This is a genomic window from Salipiger sp. ABN3_019 (assembly GCF_056158605.1).
On record NZ_JBSWTP010000010.1, the window covers coordinates 363,020 to 384,740 of the forward strand.

The following is a 21,721-nucleotide window of genomic DNA, read 5'->3' on the forward strand; positions in this document are numbered from 1 at the left end:
CCCCCTCGCCGCTGCGCGGCTCACCCCCGGCGTATTTGGCAAGAGAAGAAGCGGGGTGTCTTCTTCTCTTTGAAAATACGCCCGGGGGGTACGGGGGGCTGGCCCCCCGCTTGGGCTGTGGTACGGGGGGCTGGCCCCCCGTATTGGCTGCGGTATGGGCGGGGCTCAGAGCACCTCGCCGAGCACCGTCTCGAGCCGCGCCACGGTGCCGTCCACGTCTTTCAGCTTGTCGAGACCGAAGAGACCAAGGCGGAAGGTCGAGAAGCCCGCGGGCTCGTCCACCTGCAGCGGCACGCCGGAAGCGATCTGCGTGCCCTTCTCGGCGAAGGCGCGGCCGCTCTTCACCTCGGGATCGGTGGTGTAGCTGACCACCACGCCCGGCGCGCCATAGCCTTCGGCGGCGACCGAGGTCACGCCCTTGGAGGCCAGAAGCTCGCGCACCCGGCGGCCCAGCTCGAACTGCGCGGCTTTGGCTTCGGCGAAGCCGAACGCGCGGGTCTCGGCCATGGCATCGCGGAACATGCGCAGCCCGTCGGTGGGCATGGTGGCGTGATAGGCGTGGCCGCCCGCCTCATAGGCGGCGGTGATGTCGCGCCATTTCTTCAGATCGAGCGCGAAACTGTCGGAGGTGGTCTCGTCCAGCCGGTCGAGCGCGCGCTGCGACATCATCACGAGGCCCGCGCAGGGGGTGGAACTCCAGCCCTTCTGCGGCGCCGAGAGCAGCACGTCGACGCCGGTCGCCTGCATGTCGACCCAGGCGCAGCCCGAGGCGATGCAGTCGAGCACCATCAGCGCGCCGACCTCATGCGCCGCGCTCGCCAGCGCCGTGACATAATCGTCGGGCAGGATGATGCCCGCGGCGGTTTCCACATGCGGCGCGAAGACGATGTCGGGCTCTTCTTCGCGGATCTTCGCGGTGACCTCTTCGATCGGGGCGGGGGCGAAGGGCACCTCGAGGCCGTTGCCGGTGGGCCGGGCCTTCATCACGGTGACCTCGCCGCCGAAGCCGCCGGTCTCGAAAATCTGGCTCCAGCGGAAGGAGAACCAGCCGTTGCGAACCACCAGCGCCTTGGCGCCGCGGCCGAACTGGCGGGCCACCGCCTCCATGCCGTAGGTGCCGCCGCCGGGCACGATGGCGACGCCGCTCGCGCCATAGACCTCGCGCAGGCCCGCCGAGATATCGCGCATCACCTCCTGAAAGGCCGCGGACATGTGGTTGAGCGAGCGGTCCGTGAAGACCACCGAGAATTCGTCGAGACCGCTTGGGTCCACATCCTTGCGCAGCGCCATTGGCATACTCCTTTGCTGTTGCAGAGGGGGTTAGCGCGTTGCGCCGGGATTGGCAAAACCTCCGATGGTCGCGATCACGCTATGGGGAGCACGTCAAAGCGGGCCTTAAAGCGGACCGGAAAGCGGTCCGGGCCGGCGCTCTTCGCTCAGCACGACGTTGGCTTCCACATGGCCGACGCCGGGCAGGGTCATGATGCGCCGCCGCAGCACCCGTTCGAAATCCGGCAGGTCGCGGGCGATCACGCGCAGTCGGTAGTCGAAGGCACCCAGCACATGTTCGACGATCTGCACTTCGGGGATGGCGGACACGGCGCGCTCGAAATCCTCGAGGCTGACCCGCCCCTTGGTGGCGAGTTTCACGCCCAGAAAGACGGTGACGCCGAACCCCAGTGCTTCGAGGTCGAGGTCGAGCCGCGGCTTGCGAAAGACGCCCGCGTCGCGCAGCCGCTGGATGCGGCGCCAGCAGGCGGGCTGCGAGAGGCCGAGCTTGCGGCCCAAAGCGCCGGCGCTGGCGCTGGCATCCTCGGCCAGCGCGCGCACGAGGGCGCGGTCGATGTCGTCGAGATCCATCACGCGGTCTCCGGTCTCATAGCGGCACCGTCTCGTCCGAGCGCACCAGTGCCACATGCATCAGCGCCTCGATGTCGGAGATATGCGGCAGCGGCAGGATTTGCCCGCGGTAGAGCTGCTGGTAATGCGCGAGGTCGCGGGCGATCACCGCCAAGCGCACGTCGATCGAGCCGAGGAAGGTCTGGATCTCGATCACCTCGGGCACCTTGCGGGCGGCGTCGATGAACTCATCGAAGGCGCGCGGGGCGGTTTTGTCGAGGGTCACCCGCAGCGACACTTCCAGCTCATAGCCAAGCGCGGGCCAGTGAATCACCCCGCGGGTGCCGCGCAGCACGCCTTTTTCGCGCATGGCGGCAAGTCGCCGCGCCAGCGTCGAGGCGGTGACGCCCGCGCGTTCGGCCAGTTCGGCGCCGGGCAGGTCCGGTGCGGCCTGAAACTGGCGCAGGATGCGCCTGTCGGTATCATCAAGCATGATTTCGCCGTTAATCGATCATTCCGAGAATGATCTTTCATCTTTCCGGCAAATACTCAAGAAAAACGCAACCCGTATCGGTTCGCGGTGCCTATGTTGTCCCTCACAACGAAGCGGCGATCAATCGCCCGCACACCAAGGAAGGAAAGACCCATGCGCGTCTATTATGATCGTGATTGCGACATCAACCTGATCAAGGACAAGAAAGTGGCGATCCTCGGCTACGGCAGCCAGGGTCACGCCCACGCGCTGAACCTGCGCGACAGCGGTGCCAAGAACCTCGTCGTCGCCCTGCGCGAAGGCTCGCCCTCGGCCAAGAAAGCCGAAGCGGAAGGCCTGCAGGTCATGGGCATCGCCGAAGCGGCGGCCTGGTGCGACCTGATCATGTTCACCATGCCCGATGAACTTCAGGCCGAGACCTACAAGAAATACGTGCATGACAACCTGAAGGAAGGCTCCGCCATCGCCTTCGCCCACGGCCTGAACGTGCACTTCGGCCTGATCGAGCCGAAGCCGGGCGTCGACGTCATCATGATGGCGCCGAAGGGTCCGGGCCACACCGTGCGCGGCGAATACACCAAAGGCGGCGGCGTGCCCTGCCTCGTGGCCGTGAACAACGACGCCTCGGGCAAAGCGCTTGAGATCGGCCTGTCGTATTGCTCGGCCATCGGTGGCGGCCGCTCGGGCATCATCGAGACCAACTTCCGCGAAGAGTGCGAAACCGACCTCTTCGGCGAGCAGGCGGTTCTCTGCGGTGGCCTCGTGGAACTGATCCGCTGCGGCTTCGAGACGCTGGTGGAAGCGGGCTACGCGCCCGAGATGGCCTACTTCGAGTGCCTGCACGAAGTGAAGCTGATCGTTGACCTGATCTATGAAGGCGGCATCGCCAACATGGATTACTCGATCTCCAACACCGCCGAGTATGGCCAGTATGTCACCGGCCCGCGCATCCTGCCCTACGAGCAGACCAAGAAGGCGATGAAGGAAGTTCTGACCGACATCCAGCAGGGCAAATTCGTCCGCGACTTCATGCTGGAAAACACCGTGGGCCAGCCGACCCTCAAAGCCTCGCGCCGTGCCAACGACGAGCACATGATCGAAGAGACCGGTGCCAAGCTGCGCGGCATGATGCCGTGGATCTCGGCTGGCAAGATGGTCGACAAAGCAAAGAACTGATCGGAGCTTTCCTCCGGACAGACGAAAGGCGCGGGATATCCCGCGCCTTTTTCATTTTGGCCAGTGCCGGACCGGCCTTCGCTCTATGGCGGTCCGCCTGATCCCGAGCGGGCAAGCGGCTCAGTCGGTCTTCTTCGACTCGTTCTGCGCTTTCATCCGCGCCAGAAGCTCTGCCTTGCTGGCTTTGCCGCCGGTGCCGGCCTTGCCTTCACGCTTGAGGTCTTCGGCCTTGAATTTGGGCTTGTTCGAGCCCGGGCGCGCGCCGCCCATCTTGCTGTAATCCATGACCCGATCCTTTCCGGCTGCCATGACGATGCTGTGGATGGCGTCACATGCCCGAAAGCCAGCCTTACAGCAAGCGCCATGTTCGGCCCGCCGGTCGAGAGATATCGGCGGGTATTGAATTGGCGGGGGAGAAAAAGGGGCGCAAGCGGTGGCGGTGGATTTTCTCTATATCAGATGCTTCGTTTAAATTGAGAAGCCGGGTTTGCCGAATTGAGGCTCAACCAATAGTAGATTGATCGTCCAGGTTTTCTGGCGATTATATTCGGTCATGCGTGTTGACCTTTTTGAAGGTGAGTTGTTCTTTGCGCCAACACCTCTGGGTTGTTTCTGCGACTGCAGCGTAAGTTTATTCGCTGAGTCCGCGCCTGAATATTTCAGAATGAGCCGCTTAAGGTGCTGATAATATTAAGAATACCATCTGTTGACACAATTTGTTTTTGTTTCTACGCTGCCAATAAGTATTTCTTAATTTCCATTTTTAGCCTGGGAGAGAGTTTCTTTAAAATCTCTGTTCGGTTTTGCCTTTTCCGGATTTTCCCGGGTATGTTTTTTTAAGTTATAGATTCAAAAGAAATTCCGCTCTCTGGCCGCCTTAGGTGCCGGAGCATTATCATGGTCGTCTCGAACAATTTCTCGTCCAGCTCGCTTGAGCTGAATGGTCAGGTGTCGCTGTCGCAGCCCACTGCGCTGGTCTGGGGCCCGGATGGGCGGCTCTATGTGACCGAAAACGGCGGTACGGTGAACGTTCTCACCGTCAAGTTCGGCGACCCCGATCCCAGCGACAGCGACAACACCGTCTCGTTCTACGTCGAGTCCGCTGTGTCGATGCAGCTCGACATTCAGAACCACAATGACGACGGCAGCCTGAGCAACAGCAGCAGCCGGCAGGTCACCGGGATCGACGTGACCCAGCAATATGATGCGGCTGGCAACGCGCTTTACGTGGATTCAAACGGCAATCTGACGACCGAGGCGGCGGGCAATGTCGCGGCCACGACGATCTATGTCACCTCCAGCGACATGCGCATCGGGGCAGGGGGATCTGGCAACGACGCCAATCTCGACACCAATTCCGGTGTCATCACCATGATGGAGCAGAACGGCACCAATTCGTGGGATCAGGTGGACATCATCCGCGGTCTGCCGCGCTCGGAAGAGAACCACGCCACCAACGGTCTGGAGATGATCCAGGAGGTGGACGAGAACGGCGTTTTGATCTCGGAACGGCTGATCGTGGCGCAGGGCGGCAATGCCAACACCGGCGCGCCATCGAACAACTTTGCGGGCCAGCAGGAGCAGCCGCTTTCGGCGGCGATCCTCGAGGTCGATGTTTCGGGCCTGAAGGCCATGGGCGCGCAGACCGACGGCGACGGGCGGAGCTATATCTACGATCTGCCGACGCTCGACGATCCGACCCGCAGCGGCACCGAGGACAGCAATGATCCCAACGGCGGCAACGACGGGTTTAACAGCGCCAAGCTCGACTATGACGGGCTGGTGTCGATCTATTCGGCTGGCTACCGCAACGCCTATGATGTCGAGGTGACCGAGGACGGCCGCGTCTGGACCTATGACAACGGCGCGAACAACAGCTGGGGCGGACGCCCGATCGGCGAGGCGGGCGACAACGGCAGCACCACCGATTACGCGCAGGATCCCGACTACATCGCGACCAACCTCAACAATGGCGACGGCAACTCCAGCGACGACATCAACGAGCCGAGCGGCTGGAACCCCTCGAACAACGACAACTTCCACGAGGTGACCCGCTCCGACGATCTCGACGGGCGGAGCCTGTCGGTGGGCGGCAATGGTCCGGTGGCGACCTACACCGGACCGGATGGGCTGACCTATGTCTACGGCGGCCACCCCAACCCGACGCGCGCCGAGGGCGCCAAGGCGGGCCTGCTGTTCTCGCCGGGCGGCGGCACGGACAACGCCTATCTGCTGGTCTCGAACCTTTCGAGCTATGACGAGGGCACCGACGATTACACGCAGGTCGCGGCGTGGCTGGCAGAGGTCGAAGCGGGCAGCGGTGCGCTTGGCACCGGAGATCTGACCGACAAGGTCATCGCGGTGACCCCCGGCGTCGAATACGACATTTACGCCATGGCCGATGGCTCTGGCGTGGCGGTGGTGGCCGGGGGCACGGCGCCCGCAGGCGGCACGCTGCTCGGGCAGGCGGGTCTGCCCTCGGACATTGCCGAGATCGTGGATTGGGTGAACCCAGTCGAGGGCGACTACCTCGAGGCGGGCAAGACCGACGGGGCGCTCGACAGCGGCAAGGGCTCGATCAACGGGCTGGCGGAATACACCTCGACCATCATGGACGAGGGTGACGTCAAAATGTCCGGCGCGATCATCGCCAGCGTCTACAACGGCGGCGATCTGATCATCATGGGCCGCAACGAAGACGGCTCGATGTCCTCGACCGGTGGCACCAATGCGCAGGCCACAGACCGCGCGGTCTATCAGGGATTTGGCGCGCCGCTTGGTCTGGCCACCATCGGTGACGACTTTGCCGAGCGCGGGCTCAGCCAGCCGTTCCAAGGCTCGATCTGGTCGGCGGTCTACGGTCAGAACAATCAGGGCGGCTTTACCGTCTACATCGAAGTGCTGCAGCCCAACAATGGCGCGGTGCCGCTGGCGGGGTCGGAGATCGTCGATCCGGACGATTGGGACCTTGATGGCGTCGACAAATACAACGACCCCTTTGAATTCAGTGCGAGCAACGGGTTTGATCTGTCGGCGGGGCAGAAGATCGTGCTGGACTTCAACCCGCAGTCGACCGATTTCAACGGCACGCTGGCAGGCAATACGGGTCTGCTGGGCGCGGCGCTGGACGGGCCGAACTCGCTGGCCGGGCCGCTGGCAGGCAGCAGCGGCACCGACAATATCCAAGAGGCTGGCGCGACCGCCAACCAAGATGCGCGCACCGGCACCTATCTGCAGAACGCCGGGGATCTGCTGAACTCGTCGGAGCAGGCTGATGGCCTCTTCGACATCGCGGGCAATATCATCCCCGGTGGCAACGCGCCGATCCTGCAGATCAAAGAGGTGGTGCCGGGCACGATGGTCGGTCAGGCCAACACCGCGCGCGATGCGCTGCAGACCGCCTTTATCCCCGATCCCGACGTTGGCCGCGTGGTGGCCACGGTGACCGCCAAGAACTGGGTTCTGGGCAGCACCATCGCCGCTGATCAGCTGGTGGGCATGGTCTATGGCGACGGCACGCAGTCGAATTTCCTGCGGCTGGTGTTCGGCGAGGTCGGCGGCGTGCCGGGGATCGAGGTCGGCTATGAGCTGGGCGATGCTGGCTATGTTGCGCTGGCCGAGATCGCCGTGCCCGATCTGACAGCCAACGGCAAGGAGTTGATCGACCTGCGGCTTGAGATCGACATCGACGACGGCTTTGCAGTGCGCGCCTTCTACCGTCTGGGGGATGACGCCAGCCTGAGCGGCACCGCCTTCACCGAGATCGATCTTGGCAACTTCAGCCTGCCTGCGGGCGTGCTGCAGGATGTGCTGACCGGGGATCACACGATCAGTGACGGCGACACCACGCTCAGCTCGGGCGCCGCCATCGGTGTCGTGGCCGAGACCAGCGACGGCAACCCGCTGCAGGCCATCGACTTCCACAACATCGAGATCGAAGGCTTCGGCAATGAGATCGACGCCACGACCGCGGCGGAGGTCGGGCAAGCAGGCACCACGGGATATGACCGGGTGATCTACACCGGCAGCGAGACCAACCTTGCGCTGGCCTCTGATGTCGAGGAGTTCGACGGATCCGGCTCGGGTGCCGATTACGCGATCACCGCCAATGCGCTCGACAATAAGATCGTCGTGGGCAGCGGCGCCAATACTGTGACCTCGGGCGATGGCGACGACACGATCGTCGGCACGCTGACCGATTTTGATGGCGATGAGATCACCGACTTTACGCCCGGCGATCAGCTGGTCATTTCGGGGGCCACCACCGACGGGCTGAATGTGAGCTATGACGCGGGGTCCGCGCTGGTGACGATCAACGGCAGCCAGATCGCCTTCACCGGGCCGGATTTTGTCGACTTCGATCCGGCCGATGGAAACAGCATTTTCAATTTCACCGACAGCTCTGAAGGGCTGGTGGTCAGCACCGCGCCCGCGCTCAGCCCGGTGATCGCCATCAACGCCGGCGGCCCGGCCGTCACAGGCGTGACCGTGCGCGAGCAACTGGTCGACTTCGTCGCCAATACCGCCGGTGGAGCGGGGGATGGTTATACTTCTACCGGCAACTACAAGAGCTATTCGAATGCCACGTCGCTGTCTTACGACTTCCCCGGGACCGAGCTGGATGGGGTGCATGCCTATGAGCGGTCGTCGGCCTCGGAAGACAACTGGGGCTATTCCATCGATGTCGAGAACGGCGAGTATCTCGTCGATCTGATCTATGCGGAGATCTACCACGGTTTCGTCAACAGCTCTGACCCGGATGACCTTCGCCAGTTCGACGTGTTCCTTGAGGGCACGCAGGTCGAGGACAATTACGACATCATCGACGACGCTGGCGGGGCCGGGGTCGAGGTCATTAAATCCTACGCGGTGACCGTGAATGACGGCGTCCTGAACATCGAGTTCAATAAGGAGGTCGACCAAGCGAAGCTCTCGGGTCTTGTGGTCTGGCAAGTCGGCGGCACCTATGAGCCGCCCGCCGACACCACCAACCCCGAGATCGTCTCGATCGACGTGGACAACCCGCAGAGCGTGCAGGACGGCACCCGCACCGCCACCGTCGAGTTGCAGGACAACGCGGGCTTTGACGAGGCCGATTTCGCCGGTCTGGACGGCTCGGAACTGGTGTTCTCGGGGATTGTGCCAGAGACCGTCTCGGCGCCGCAGGTCACGCTCAGCAACGGCGGCACCACCGCGACGCTGCAATACACTCTGACCGCGACCGGCAATGCATGGCCGAACGGCGAGGGCGAGATCGCCATCGCCGCCGGTGCCTATCAGGATGTGGCGGGCAACGGCACAGCTGCGTCCAGCGGCGCCTTCATCCTCGAGCCGGGGCTCAACTCGCTGGTCAAGGGCGCGCTGGCGCTGGCGATCAACGTCGGCCCGGTGAGCAATGGCACCGCTGCGCTGGATGGGGACAATGACACCACCTACGGCGGCGCGATCACCGGCGATACGATCCTCGGGATCGATCTGCAGGCGGATGATCCGGCTTACTACAGCCCCAGCTCGAAGACCTCGAGCAACATCGACGGTCTGCTCGGCGCGACCGGATCGAACCTCGCGCTCGACGGCTCGGCGCTGCACACCTATCGCAACTCCGCCGCCGGGTCCTTCACCGCAAGCTATCCCATCGAAAACGGGGTTTATGTGGTCGAGCTGCACTTTGCCGAGCTTTATCACACCACTGGCGGCAACCGTCAGGGCGACTACACGATCAATGGCGAGCCGTGGGTGTCGGATTACGACGCCTTCACGGATGCGGGCGGGGCGGACACGCCGACCTTCATCACCAAGACCGTCACCGTCACCGACGGGCAGATCGTCATCGACGTGAATGCGGATATAGGCGAGCCGGGCTGGAATGCCATCGTGGTCTATGACGCCATCGCCGCGAGCACGCCCGCCACTGTCTCGGTGGCCGACGTCTCGGTGAACGAAGGCGAGGACGCGGTGCTGACCTTCACGCGCATCGGCGACAGCAGCGAGGATGTCACCATCGCCTTCACGGTGACGCCGGGCACCGCAACGAGCGACGATTATGGCCCGGCAAGCCCGGCCTCTCCGGTCGTCATTCCCGCAGGGCAGAACTTCGTGCAGGTGACCATTTCAACGATCAACGACAGCGATGAGGAAGGTGCCGAGAGCTTCGCCGTGACGATCACCTCGGCCACGATGACCTCGGGCGATGCGGTCATCGACGGCGGCACCGGCACGGTGACCATCGCCGCCAGCGACAGCAGCCTGCAGATCCCTGCCGGGGGCACGCTGCTCGATCTGGATTTCGAGACCGATGGCGCGCCGCTGGTCGAAGGCGGCTTTGACGATGCGCTGGGCGGCAGTGGCGCGCTCGACGCGACGGTGGACGTCTCGGTGAGCGGCGGCAAGCTGGTGGTCAACACGTCGAACGGCGACCTTTCTGCGGCGGGGTCCACCGCCTCGAAGAACGATTTCGTCAAGACCATCGACCTGTCGGACGCGGGGCTTGAGCAGATCTACATCACAACGCAATTCGACAACCCGTTCCCGCAGGCGCTGGCCGATCAGGGCATCACCACCGGCGTGATCCCCAACTATGCGCAGTTGGGCATTGTCATCGCCACGGCGGATGGGCTGGGGCAGGATGCGGGCAAGCATCTCAAGCTGATCTTCGGCGGCAATGGCGGCAATGCGGTGCAGATGTGGTCGCACAATGTGCTCGACCAAAAACCGCTGCTGGCGGATATTTCGGCAGCCGCCGCTGTGCCCTTTGCGCTGGCCGATATCGCCAAGGTCGAACTGTCGCTCCGCATCGATACGCTCACCGACGAGGCGGCGCAGATCGTGACCTTCTACGATGCGGGCGGCGCGATCCTTGGCGGCGTGCGCCCCGAGGCGACCTCGGGCTTCCTGACCGCGGCACCGGTGGCGTTGCCGCCGGATGTGCTGGCGGCCATCGAGGCCGGCAGCGCGCAGGTCGGGGTGACCTCGACCGACTACAACGACGGTTTTGCGAGCTTCGAGGCGAGCTGGGATTTCCTGCAGGTGTCCTCGCCGCAATACACCGGCGATCCGGTCGGCGACACCACCGGGCCGAGCGCCTCTGTCACCGTGACCGCGCCGACCGCCGACACCGATCCGATGGTTGTCACGGTGGTCTATGCGGATACCTCGGACATCGACCCGTCCAGCATCGGCGGCGAAGACATCTCGGTCAGCGGGCCGAGCGTAGCGGGCGCGATCAGCCTCAGCTCCTTCGATGAGGCCAGCAACACGGCGATCTACAGCGTCGCCGCACCGGCCGGTGGCTGGGCAGAGGGGGCATATACCGCCAGCGTGGTGGCGGGCGAGATCGCCGATCTGGCGGCGACGCCCAACCTCAACCCGGGCGGCGAGAGCGATGGCGTGACGCTGACTTTCGCCTCGGCTCCGCAGCCGGGCGAGGTGCTGCTGGCGATCAACGCCGGGGGCGGCATCGTGGACGGTGCGGCCTATGGGCTGGGCGACGTGGATTTTGTGGCCGATGATGCCGCCTTCTGGGATCTGTCCGGCGCGAGCTCCAGCGGCGCCAACAACAGCGGCAGCGGCCAGACCTTCACCGGCGCGGCGCTGCCCGACGATGTGTTCACCTCGGAACGCTGGGCGAACAGCTTCTCGCTCGACGTCGACCTGCCCGACGGCAGCTATGTGGTCGAGCTCTACCTCGCCGAAACCTTCCAAGGGGTGGCCAATGGCGACGGTGTCGGCTCGCGCATCTTCGACGTGGAGATCGAGGGCGAGACGGTGCTCGACGATTATGACCTCTTCGACGATGGCGATGGGGTGCTCGGCAATGGCACCGGCGCGCCGCTGGTGAAGATCGTCAAAACCTTTGACGCCGTGGTGTCGGATGGGCAACTCAACGTGGTCTTCGACGCGCTTGGGGCTGATGCGCAGGACAACGCCAAGATCAGCGCCATCGTGGTGCGCGCGGCACCCAGCACGGGTGAGACGCTGGTCTCGATCGAAGGGCCGGGCGAGATTGCCGAGATCGGCGATGGCGTCGATCAGGATGTCACCTTCACGCTGAGCGTGCCGGATGCCGGGTTCACCGGCGATCTCGATGTCACGCTGTCGGTGGATGGAGCCTCGACGCCGGTGACGCTGAGCTTCGTCGATGGCGCGGCCAGCTATGTGGTGCCGGTGCCGACCGACACGCGCTGGAATGGCGCCGAGACGGTGACCGTTGCCCTGCTTTCGGTGGAGACCGCGGGCTATGCGGTGAATATAGCCGCCGCCACGGGCACCGCCACGCTGACCGAGGACGATCCGGCGGACAGCCATGACCTCGACGGTGCGGGGGGGGCCGATCCGGTGGTCGTCGGCGATTTCTCGGACGACCGGCTTGCGCCGAGCGACATTGGCGCGATGCAGATCGGCGACAATATCCTATATGCCAGCCAGCAGGGTGACGGGCAGCCGGGCGACCGCGACCGCGATTACATCACCTTCACCGTGCCCGAGGGCATGGTGCTGAGCGCGCTGGTGCTTGATGGCTACGTGTCGACCAGCACCGACAATGCGGGCTTTATGGGGCTGCAGGAGGGCAGCGCGGTCACCGTCGATCCGGTGACCGGCGCCCCCGACGGCAGCGAGGGGCTGCTGGCGGGCATGGTCTATGGCGATGGCAACCTCAACAACGACCTGCTGCCGATCCTCGCCGCTGGCGATCCCAATGATGCGCAGGGGGCCGATTTCCCCGGCTTCACCGCGCCGCTCGGGGCGGGGACCTATACGCTGTGGCTCAACCAGGGCGGCGCGCTGACCAGCGTGACGCTGCGCGCGGTGGTGGAGAGCGATGGCTCGGATCCCACCGATATCGACGGTGACGGCATTCTCAACACCGCCGATCCCTTCGCCTATGACGGCGAGAACGGCATGGGCAAGGTGCTGGCCGAGAACGTCAGCTTCCGTCAGGACTTCGACACCGACACGGCCGATCTCTTCAGCGCCGAAGCGGGCTTTTCGGGCATCCTCGTGAACCCGGCCTTCAGCCCGGCGGGCACCTCTGCAGACGACCCCTATGGCGACCGCACGACCGAGGCGACGAGCCTCATTGAAGGCGGCAAGCTGAAGATCGAGTCCAGCGAGACGGACATCTATTCCACCGGCACCGGCACCAACAACACGATCAAGGACAACTACCAGTCGGGGGCCGATGTGTCCGGGGTCGACAGCTTCTCGGTCGAGGGGCGCATCGAGGCCGGGTTCCTTGGCGCGATCCCGCTGCAATACGCCTCGTTCGGGATCACCCTCGGGGCGGGGGGGACGGATGACTACATCAAGTTCGTCCTTGGCGGCGCGGGCAATGATCCACGCATCCAGCTGGCGCAGGAAAACAGCCTGACCGGCGTCAAGGAAGAGAACATCGTGCTCAGCGCGCAGTCGCCGGCGGTCGTCGAGGAGGACATCGCCGCAGTGGTGTTCCGGCTCGACGTGGACAAGTCGGGCAGCGTGGCGACGCTGGTCGGCACGGCCACCCTGCTTGATGCCAGTGACGCGGTGATCGCGACGATCACCACCGCGAGCCGCGATATCACCGGCTCTCTGGCGGCGGCGCTGGCGGGGCAGAACACGCTCACCGGCGGCACGGGCGGCATCGCCTATGGCGTGGCGATCACCGACTGGAGCAATGGCGATACCAACCGCTTTACCGGCGAGTGGGACTATCTGGAGATCAGCGGCCCGGTGGCCAATGTCGCTCCGGGCGTCGCGCTGGCCAATGCACTCCCCTCAATCGACGAGAATGTCGACACCACCAGTTCGGTGAAGATCGCCGATATCGTGATCACCGACGATGGGCTGGGCAGCAACGCGCTGAGCCTGTCGGGGGCGGATGCGGCGCTCTTCGAGATCGTCGATCCGGGCACCGGGCCAGAGCTGCATCTGCAGGCTGGCGTGATGCTGGACTTCGAGACGCTGGCGCAACTGTCGGTCAGTGTGGATGTGGATGACGACACGGTCGGCGTCTCTCCCGATGCCAGCGCGGCGCTGCTCTTGGACGTGAACGACTCGATCGAGCGGCAGCAGCAGGTCGACGATCCGGGCAATCTGCCTGCGGATGACGCGGGCGGCACCGACGAGATCGACACCGTGGTCTATAGCGGCAGCGGCGAGGTCGGAAGCTCTGGCACGCCCTATCAGATGCCCGGCACGGTCGAGAATTTCGACGCCACGGGCAGCGGCACGGTGCATGTCAAAGGCACCAGCGGTGACAATGTGATCGGCGTCGGTTCCGGCGCGGGTGACGAGGTTGACCTCACCGATGGCGGCAATGACACTGTGACCGGCACGGGAACGGAGCTGGATGGCACCTCGGTCTCGGGCTTTACCGCTGGCGATCAGCTGGTGGTCGAAGGGGCGGGCAGCACCGCCTCGGTAATCGAAGTGACCAACGGCTCGACCATCCTCGGCATCGACAGCGATGGCGACGGCGCGGTCGATACCACGGTGACGCTGGCGGAAACCTATGGCCCCGGTGAGATTCAGAGCATCGTGCAGGACGGAAGCCTGATCATCACGGTGAACGGCGCGCCCAACACACCGCCCACCGCCACGCCCGACGACGCGCAGGTGGTGATCAACGGCACGCTGACGCTCACGCCTGCGGTTCTTATGGACAATGACAGCGACGCTGACGGCGATGCGCTGAGCTTTGCGGGCGTCGACAACCCGCAGAACGGCACGGTGCTGTTCGAAGACGGGCAGATCAACTTTACCCCGACGCCGGGCTTCACCGGCACCGCCAGCTTCGACTACACGATCACCGATGCGTTCGGCGCACCGGCGACGACGACGGTCACCGTCGAAGTGCTGCCCGAAGCGCCGGATACCGGCATCACCGACATGGTGTTCGACGCGGGCGCGCTCAGCGCCTTCGACAACCAGGATCTGAACGGGGCCTATAGCATCGAGGATGCGGGCGCGACGCTGGCTCTGACCGGCAACACGTGGAAGAAGCTGCTGCTGGCCGAGCCGCTGGAAGTCACCGAGGACATGGTGATGCGCTTCACCTTCGCGGCGGGTCAGACCGGCGAGATCATGGCCATTGGTCTCGGCAACGACAACAGCTTCCTCAGCAAGGGCGATCAGGTGCTCTTCCAACTGGGCGGCTCGCAGGGCTGGAGCGCCTACGCCGAGCAGGGCTTCCGGACCTATCAGTCCGGCGACGGCGAGGTCAGTTTCGAGATCCCGCTTGGCGCATGGGCGGGCCAAAGCTTCCAGTATCTGCATTTCATCAACGACGATGACGGCGCGGATGCGGCCACCGGCACGTTCTCGAACCTGCAGTTCGTCCGCAGCACCACGGCCAATCTCGATCCGATCGCGGTGGATGACCCGGATGTTGCGATCGCCAGCGGCGAGACCGCGACCATCTTCCCCGCCGATCTGCTGGCCAATGACAGCGATCCCGATGGCGGTGCGCTGACGGTGACCGGGGTTTCGGCGGCGGTGAACGGCGAGGTGCTTTTCGAAGACGGGCTGATCTATTTCACCCCGACGCCGGGCTTTGCCGGTGAGGCGAGCTTTGTCTACACGATCACCGATCCCGATGGCGGCACGGATACCGCGACGGTGACGCTCAACGTCAACAGCGCGCCGGTGGCGGTGCAGGACGATTTTGTCACCGGCGCGGATGAGGCGCTGCCGCTCACCGTAGCTGAGCTGACCGGCAACGACACCGATGCCGACGGTGATGAGATCACCCTGACCGGTGTGACCGCGCGCAGCGGCGGCACGGTATCGCTGGAGGACGGGCAGGTGCTCTTTACCCCGGCGGCGGGCTTTGTCGGTACCGCGGTCTTTGACTATGAGATCACCGATGCGCGCGGCGGCACCGCCACGGGCACGGCGACGGTGGTGGTCGGCACGCCGGTCGATGACGGTATCCTCGACATCGACTTCAGCAGCTTCGAGATCACCTCTTATGCGGGCAACGATGAGACCCCCGAGGGCATCGCGGTGACGCCGACTTCGATCGAGCTGACCGGCAATACCTGGAAGAAGGTGGCGCTGCCCGGCGGCTTCACCATCGACGCCGAGACGGTGCTGCGTTTTGAGTTCAGCGCCAGCCAGATCGGCGAGATCATGGGCATCGGGCTGGAGACCAACAACAGCTTTGGCAACTCGCAGCAGATCCTCTTCCAGCTGGCGGGGCGGCAGGACTGGTCGAACTACGCGCGGCAGGAATACGCGGGCTACAGCGCCGGTGACGGCACGGTTAGTTTTGCGATCCCGCTGGGCGAGTTCGCCGGGCAGAGCTTCTCGCACATGGTGTTCATCAATGATGACGACCGTGACGCTATCGGCAATCTGACCTTCTCGAACGTGCAGCTGACCTCGGCTCTGGCGGATCTGCCGCCGGTCTTCACCGGGGATGCTGCGCTGGAGATCGCCGAAAACGAGAGCGATCTGGGCGTCATTCCGGCCACCGACCCCGAAGGCGGCGCGCTGACCTATGCGATTGGCGGCGGGGCCGATGCGGCGCTCTTCTCGATCGATCCGAGCAGCGGCGCTCTGGCGTTCAACACGGCGCCCGACTTCGAAAACCCGACCGACTTTGACGGCGACAATGTCTATGAGGTCACGGTCACCGCAAGCGACGGCTCGACCGTGACGCCTGCCGACCTTCTGGTCACCGTGACCGGCGTCAATGAGGCACCGACGATCAGCGGCACCATCGCGCCCGCCGCGACAGAGGATGGCACGCCGACAAGCGTTGATCTTTCGGCGCTGGTTCTGGCGGATGTGGACCTTGGCGATGTGCCGGTGCTGCGGGTGGAACTCGCAGGCGGCGCGCCGCTGCCGGCGGGCATCACGCTCGACGGCACCACGCTGCAGGTGGCCGACACCACCGCGGTGGGCAGCTATGACATCACCGTCTATGCAAACGACGGGCTGCTCGACAGCGAGGTGCCGGTGAGCTTTGCGCTCGATGTGACGAGCGGAGAGACCGGCCCGAGCGTGCTGCTGCGGATCAACGCCTTTGGCCCAGAGGTCGCCGCGCTTGACGGTGGCCCGGTCTGGAGCGGCGATGGCAACGGGGCACCCAACAGCCCCTATCTGACCACCAGCAACGACCGGGGCGACATCCAAGGCTACAGCGGCACGCTCGCCGCGATCCCCGAGGGTGTGCCCGAGGCGGTGCTCGACACCGCGCGCTCGTCCGATGCGCCTTTCACCTACAGCGTTCCCGTGGGCGATCTGCTGGGCAATGGCACCTACCTCGTGCGGCTCTACATGGCCGAGCTTTACGGGCCCAATCAGGTCAGTGGCTCGCGGGTCTTTGACATCAGCGTCGAGGGCACGACCACGGGTGTTCTGGACAATTTCGACCCCTCGGCCAGCGGGGCTGCGGGCGATGTGACGGTGATCAGCTATCAGGCCACGGTCAGCGACGGGGTGCTCGACATCTCGTTCCTGCAGGATGGGATTGATGGCGCGGACAATCCGATCGTCAACGCCATCGAGATCCTCTCGGGAGAGCCGATCGTCGACACCGATGCGCCCGCCGCGGTGATCGCCCTGTCGAACCCGGCGGATGAGACCTCGCCGCTTCTGGTCAATGTCACGCTCAGCGATCTGAGCGGCATCGACGCCAGCACGCTGGGCGATGAGGATCTGTCGCTTGCCATCGGCGGAGCGCAGGTCGCGGCGGCGGTCAGCTTCCTCGGCTTTGCGGGCGGCGTCGCCAGCTACGAGATCGCTGCGCCAAGCGGCGGCTGGGTCGATGGCAGCGCCATCGAGGTTACGCTGAGCGCAGGCGAGGTCGCGGATCTGGCGGAAACGCCGAACCTCAATGCCCAGACGGTGCAGGGGCTGACCCTGTCGCTGGGCGGCGGTGAGCCTCCGGTGGGGTATGATGCGGCCAAGGAGCTTGGCGGCAATCTCGATGGTGATGGTCTGATCAACTCGGCAGATGGCGACATCGACGGGGATGGCATCGCCAACCTTGCCGACCGTGCCGCCTATGATGCGACCAACGCGGGTGTGGTGCTTTCGGACCTCGGCGAGGTCGTGCTCGACTTCACCACCATGGCCGATGGCACCTCGCCCTTTGCCGCCGGGTTCACCGGCGCGGCGCAGACCGCCGACGGCAGTGCCGAGCTGAACTACGCCACCAACAACGGGGCGCAGGTCAGCGGCGGGCGGCTGCAATTCCAGACCAGCGACCCCGACACCAATGACGGCCAGCAGGCCTTCACCTTCCTTGCCGATGTCGCAAGCGACTTCACCTTCGAAGGCGTCTTCGACAATCCGGTGTTCGGCGGGACAGAACTGCAGACCTTCTCGCAATACGGGCTGATCGTCTCGCTGACCGGCGCGGCGGGCGCCTCGACCGGCGTGGATGGCGATTTCGTCAAGCTGGTCACCGGCAACCCCGGTGACGGTTTCGAGATCTCCGGGCGCGGCAGCTTCTCGGGCACGGATCTGAAAATCCCCTATCCGGGCAGCGTCACGGCCACCAGCTTTGCGCAGGTAAAGCTGACGCTGGCGGCGGATGTTTCGGCGGGCAATTTCACCGGCTACTACGAGCTGCTGGATGACACTGGCGCGACGCTGGCCTCGGGAACCGTCGGAACGGTCACCCCGGATGCGGGCAGCGCCATGGCCGGAGTTCTGGCCGGAACCTCCTCGATCATCCCGGCCTTCGGGGTGACCTCGACCGACTTCGGGGCGGGCGGCGCCTTCACCATGGGCGTCGAGAGCATGAAGCTGACCGAGGGCAGCGGCGGGCCGGTCGATCCGCCCTCTGATCCCGATGACGCTCTGTCGATCCTGCAGGCGCTGACCGATGTGGATGCAAACGGCAGCTACGGGTCCGGCGAGGTCGGCAGCGCAGAGCTGCGGATCATGGACGGCGTCGATAACGTGCAGTCCTCGAACTACGGCACCAACTCGTTCCAGTTGCAGAACACCGGCGACAAGCAGATCGCCGCAGTGGTGATCGACTTCCGCAATGCGCTCTACGGGGACAGTGTGGTCGATGCCGATGGCTCGGGCGGCGACAGCGTCGCCAAGGATTTCGCCATCAACAGCGGCGCGGGCGAGACGGGTGCGTTCTTTGACACCGGCAGCGGCTATATCTTTGCCGGGGACGCGCCTTTGCCCAACACCACGGGCACCGGCCTTGCCTCCAGCGGCGGCTTCCGCGGGTTGGTGATCAAGGCCGATGGCAGTGGCTTTGACACTGGCGAGACCATCGGCTTCTCGGGCGACATGGATCCGAACTCTGTGGCCGGTCTGACCAAGGCGTCGATCGACGCTGGCGCGGTCAACAGCTGGGACGTGGGCGGCGTGTCGGGGGCCGAGCTGATCGGTTCGAGCTTCACCGTGATGTTCGATGACGGCACTTTCGCCACGGGCTTTGTCGGCGGCGAGGGCACGCAGGCCGGCAGCACCGGCTTTGCCTCGCAGGACGTCAGCGCGGCCACGGCAACGGTTTCGGTGAATGGCACCGGCTCGTCTTCGACGGGCACCTACGGCGGCACGATCCCCGAGATCATCGTCGCGGGCACGCCGGGCGATACGGTGCGCGTCACGCTGAGCCGCGGCCTCAACCCGGTGACCAACACCTCGAACGGCATCGCGCAACTGGTCGAAGACCGGCTGGCGGACGCACATCCCGAGTTCCAGGCCAGCAACGCCGCCGACTTCCAGTTCTACGACATCGTCATCGGCGCGGGCGGCACGGCCACGCTGCCGGACAATGCCTTTGACTGGACGACGCCTGACAGCGGTCAGGACTTCGGCGGCACCGCGTTCACCAACGGGTTCGACACGGCTCCGGCGGTGGTCGGCGCGGCGGTGATCGACTCCGGCTCGAAGATGCCGCTGGGGGCCACCGACCGGGTCTATCTGACCAATCAGGGCGGACCGGTCGAAGGTGGCGGCGGCGGCGGCACCGGCGCCGAGGGCTACTACCAGATCATCGGCTCGGGCAACTCGGCGCGCTTCAAGGTGCAGATCGAGGATCCGAACGCCAATGGCGGTACCAACCCCGGCGGTCAATGGACCTATGTCGAAGGGGATGATCCGGGCACGCAGGACAACACCCAAGGCACCGGCCACTACTACTGGGGCGCGGAGGAAAGCAGCACCGCGATCAATGCGCCGCAGCAAGACAGCTTCCTTGTCTACGAGGTGTTCATCCCCGAGGGCGAAGAGGGCGTCTACAACTTCCGCGTCCGCTCGTCCCGCGACACCAATGATCCCGGCGATCAGCGCAACGACATCTGGCTGCGCATAGACGACGACGCCGAGGCGCTGCAGACCAACTCGACCAACAGCGTGTCGAGCGGCGGCTTCGTGAAACTCTACGGCGCCTCGACGAACTGGGGTTGGGCGGGGCAGATCGACAGCGTGTCGGAGTCCGATCCCAACTTCACCGCCTCGTTCAACCTGACCGCGGGCTTCCACACCATCACGCTGGCGGGCCGCAGCCAAGGCTTCCACGTCGACTTCTGGGAGATGTATAAGGGCAGCGCGCCCTCGGGCGGCGCGTCGAACTCGGCCTTCATCTCCACCGGTGAGGATACCTTTGCGCCGGTTGTCACGGCGGCAAGCGCGCCGGATGTGACCGTCGAGGGCGGCACCACCACCACGGTGACGGTGACCTTCAGCGACAATGTGGCCATCGATGTCTCGACCATTGACGCTGGCGACATCGCGGTGTCGGGGCCGGGCGGTGCGGTCTCGGTGACCGGGGTCAGCCTGAATGCGGGCAGCGACGGCACGCCGCGCAGCGCCACCTACACGCTCGCAGCCCCCGGCGGCAGCTGGGACGTGGCGGACGAGGGCAGCTACACGGTTGCGCTGCTTTCCGGCGAGGTGCTGGACACCAGCGGCAACGCGGTGGCCCCGAACGCCTCGCTGACCAGCTTCGAGGTCGCCATTGGCAGCGCCCCGGTGGGCGATCCCTTCCGGGTCGAGGCCGAAAGCCTCTCGTTGCAGGGCTTCTCGGTGCAAAGCAACGGCCACGCCTCGAACAATCAGTTCATTCAGGCGTCTGGCTCGGGGGCGCATACCGCCAGCTACACCTTTGCCGCGGCAGCGGGGACCTATGATCTGACGCTCGGCTACTACGACGAGTCCGACGGTCAGTCGCAGCTCAGCGTGCTGGTCAACAATGTGCTGGTCGAAACCTTCGTCTGGGATCTGGATGCGGGCGGCACCATCGTCAACAGCACCTCTGCCGCAGAGCACACGATCTCGGATCTGGTGCTGAACGCGGGGGATGTGCTGGAACTTTCGGGCACGCCGGACGGCGGAGAGCCGCTGCGCATCGACTTCCTCGACTTCGTGCCGACAAGCGGCGGTGGAGGCGGCGGCGGTGGTGGCGATCCGACCGACAGCACCAATCCGGTGGTCACCGCGGCCAGTGCGGCCAATGTGTCGGCGGCGGGAGGCGGCAGCACCACCGTTTCGGTTACCTTCTCCGACAACGTGGGCATCGACGTCTCGAGCATCGATCCGGGCGATCTTACGGTGACCGGACCGGGCGGGGCGCTGTCGGTGACGGGGGTCAGCCTCAGCTCTGGCAGCGATGGCGCGCCGCGCACCGCGACCTACACCGTCGCCGCGCCCGGCGGCAGCTGGGACGTGGGCGACAACGGCGTCTACAGCGTCGCGCTGGATGGCGGAGAAGTGCTCGACACCAGCGGCAACGCGGTGGCCGCGAACGGCTCTCTGGCCAGCTTCAACGTCAGCATCGCGACCACGCCGCCGCCCAGCTCGGACCCGGTGCGGATCGAGGCCGAAGCCATGACGCTGGAAGAGGGCTTTGTCGTGAACAGCAACAGCCACGCGTCGGAAGGGCAGCTCATCAAGGCCAGCGGATCGGCGGGCCATGTGGCGAGCTTCGTCTTCGCCGAGACGGCGGGGCTCTACAACTTCACGCTGGGCCATTTCGATGAATCCGACGGCCAGTCGCAGCTCGATCTGCTGGTGAACGATCTGCTGGTCGACAGTTTCATCTGGGATCAGGACGCTGGCAGCAACATCGTCAACAGCACGTCCTTTGCCACGCATCAGACCTTTGGCGTGGCGCTGGAGGCGGGCGACGTGGTGTCCCTTTCGGGCAGCCCGGACGGCGGCGAGCCGCTGCGGATCGACTATCTCGACTACGTCTTCGTGTCGTGAGCTAAGTTACCCTCGCCAAGTGCGCCTCCGGGGGAAACCTCGGGGGCGCGC

At 65.0% G+C, this 21,721-nt stretch carries 6 protein-coding genes; 2 read left to right on the forward strand and 4 right to left on the reverse strand.

What is annotated here, in order from left to right:
- Nucleotides 1–165: 165 nt before the first annotated feature.
- The 3 genes from ACXAD2_RS23775 to ACXAD2_RS23785 form a co-directional block, all read right to left on the reverse strand.
- A complete protein-coding gene (locus ACXAD2_RS23775) occupies nucleotides 166–1,290 on the reverse strand; it encodes an aminotransferase class V-fold PLP-dependent enzyme (RefSeq protein ID WP_475175934.1) in 1,125 nt (374 codons plus the stop codon).
- Nucleotides 1,291–1,395: 105 nt separating this feature from the next.
- On the reverse strand, nucleotides 1,396–1,863 hold the full coding sequence (locus ACXAD2_RS23780) for an Lrp/AsnC family transcriptional regulator (protein WP_475175936.1): 468 nt from the start codon (nucleotides 1,861–1,863) through the stop codon (nucleotides 1,396–1,398).
- Between the two features lie 13 nt (nucleotides 1,864–1,876).
- Complete coding sequence (locus ACXAD2_RS23785; RefSeq protein WP_066108670.1) at nucleotides 1,877–2,332, reverse strand: Lrp/AsnC family transcriptional regulator; 456 nt, start codon at nucleotides 2,330–2,332, stop codon at nucleotides 1,877–1,879.
- Nucleotides 2,333–2,425: 93 nt separating this feature from the next.
- Between ACXAD2_RS23785 and ilvC the strand changes: the two genes are divergently transcribed.
- Complete coding sequence (gene ilvC / locus ACXAD2_RS23790) at nucleotides 2,426–3,508, forward strand: ketol-acid reductoisomerase (RefSeq protein WP_475175944.1); 1,083 nt, start codon at nucleotides 2,426–2,428, stop codon at nucleotides 3,506–3,508.
- 120 nt (nucleotides 3,509–3,628) lie between these two features.
- Here ilvC and ACXAD2_RS23795 read toward each other — a convergent pair whose 3' ends face one another.
- Nucleotides 3,629–3,793, reverse strand: a complete 165-nt coding sequence (locus ACXAD2_RS23795; protein WP_193789551.1) for a hypothetical protein — start codon at nucleotides 3,791–3,793, stop codon at nucleotides 3,629–3,631.
- A 612-nt stretch (nucleotides 3,794–4,405) separates the two neighbouring features.
- On the opposite strand from ACXAD2_RS23795, the gene ACXAD2_RS23800 reads away from it, so the two are divergent.
- Nucleotides 4,406–21,670 carry a malectin domain-containing carbohydrate-binding protein gene (locus tag ACXAD2_RS23800; protein WP_475175950.1) on the forward strand — a complete coding sequence of 5,755 codons (17,265 nt, stop codon included), beginning with the start codon at nucleotides 4,406–4,408 and terminating at the stop codon, nucleotides 21,668–21,670.
- The last annotated feature ends 51 nt before the right edge of the window (nucleotides 21,671–21,721 follow it).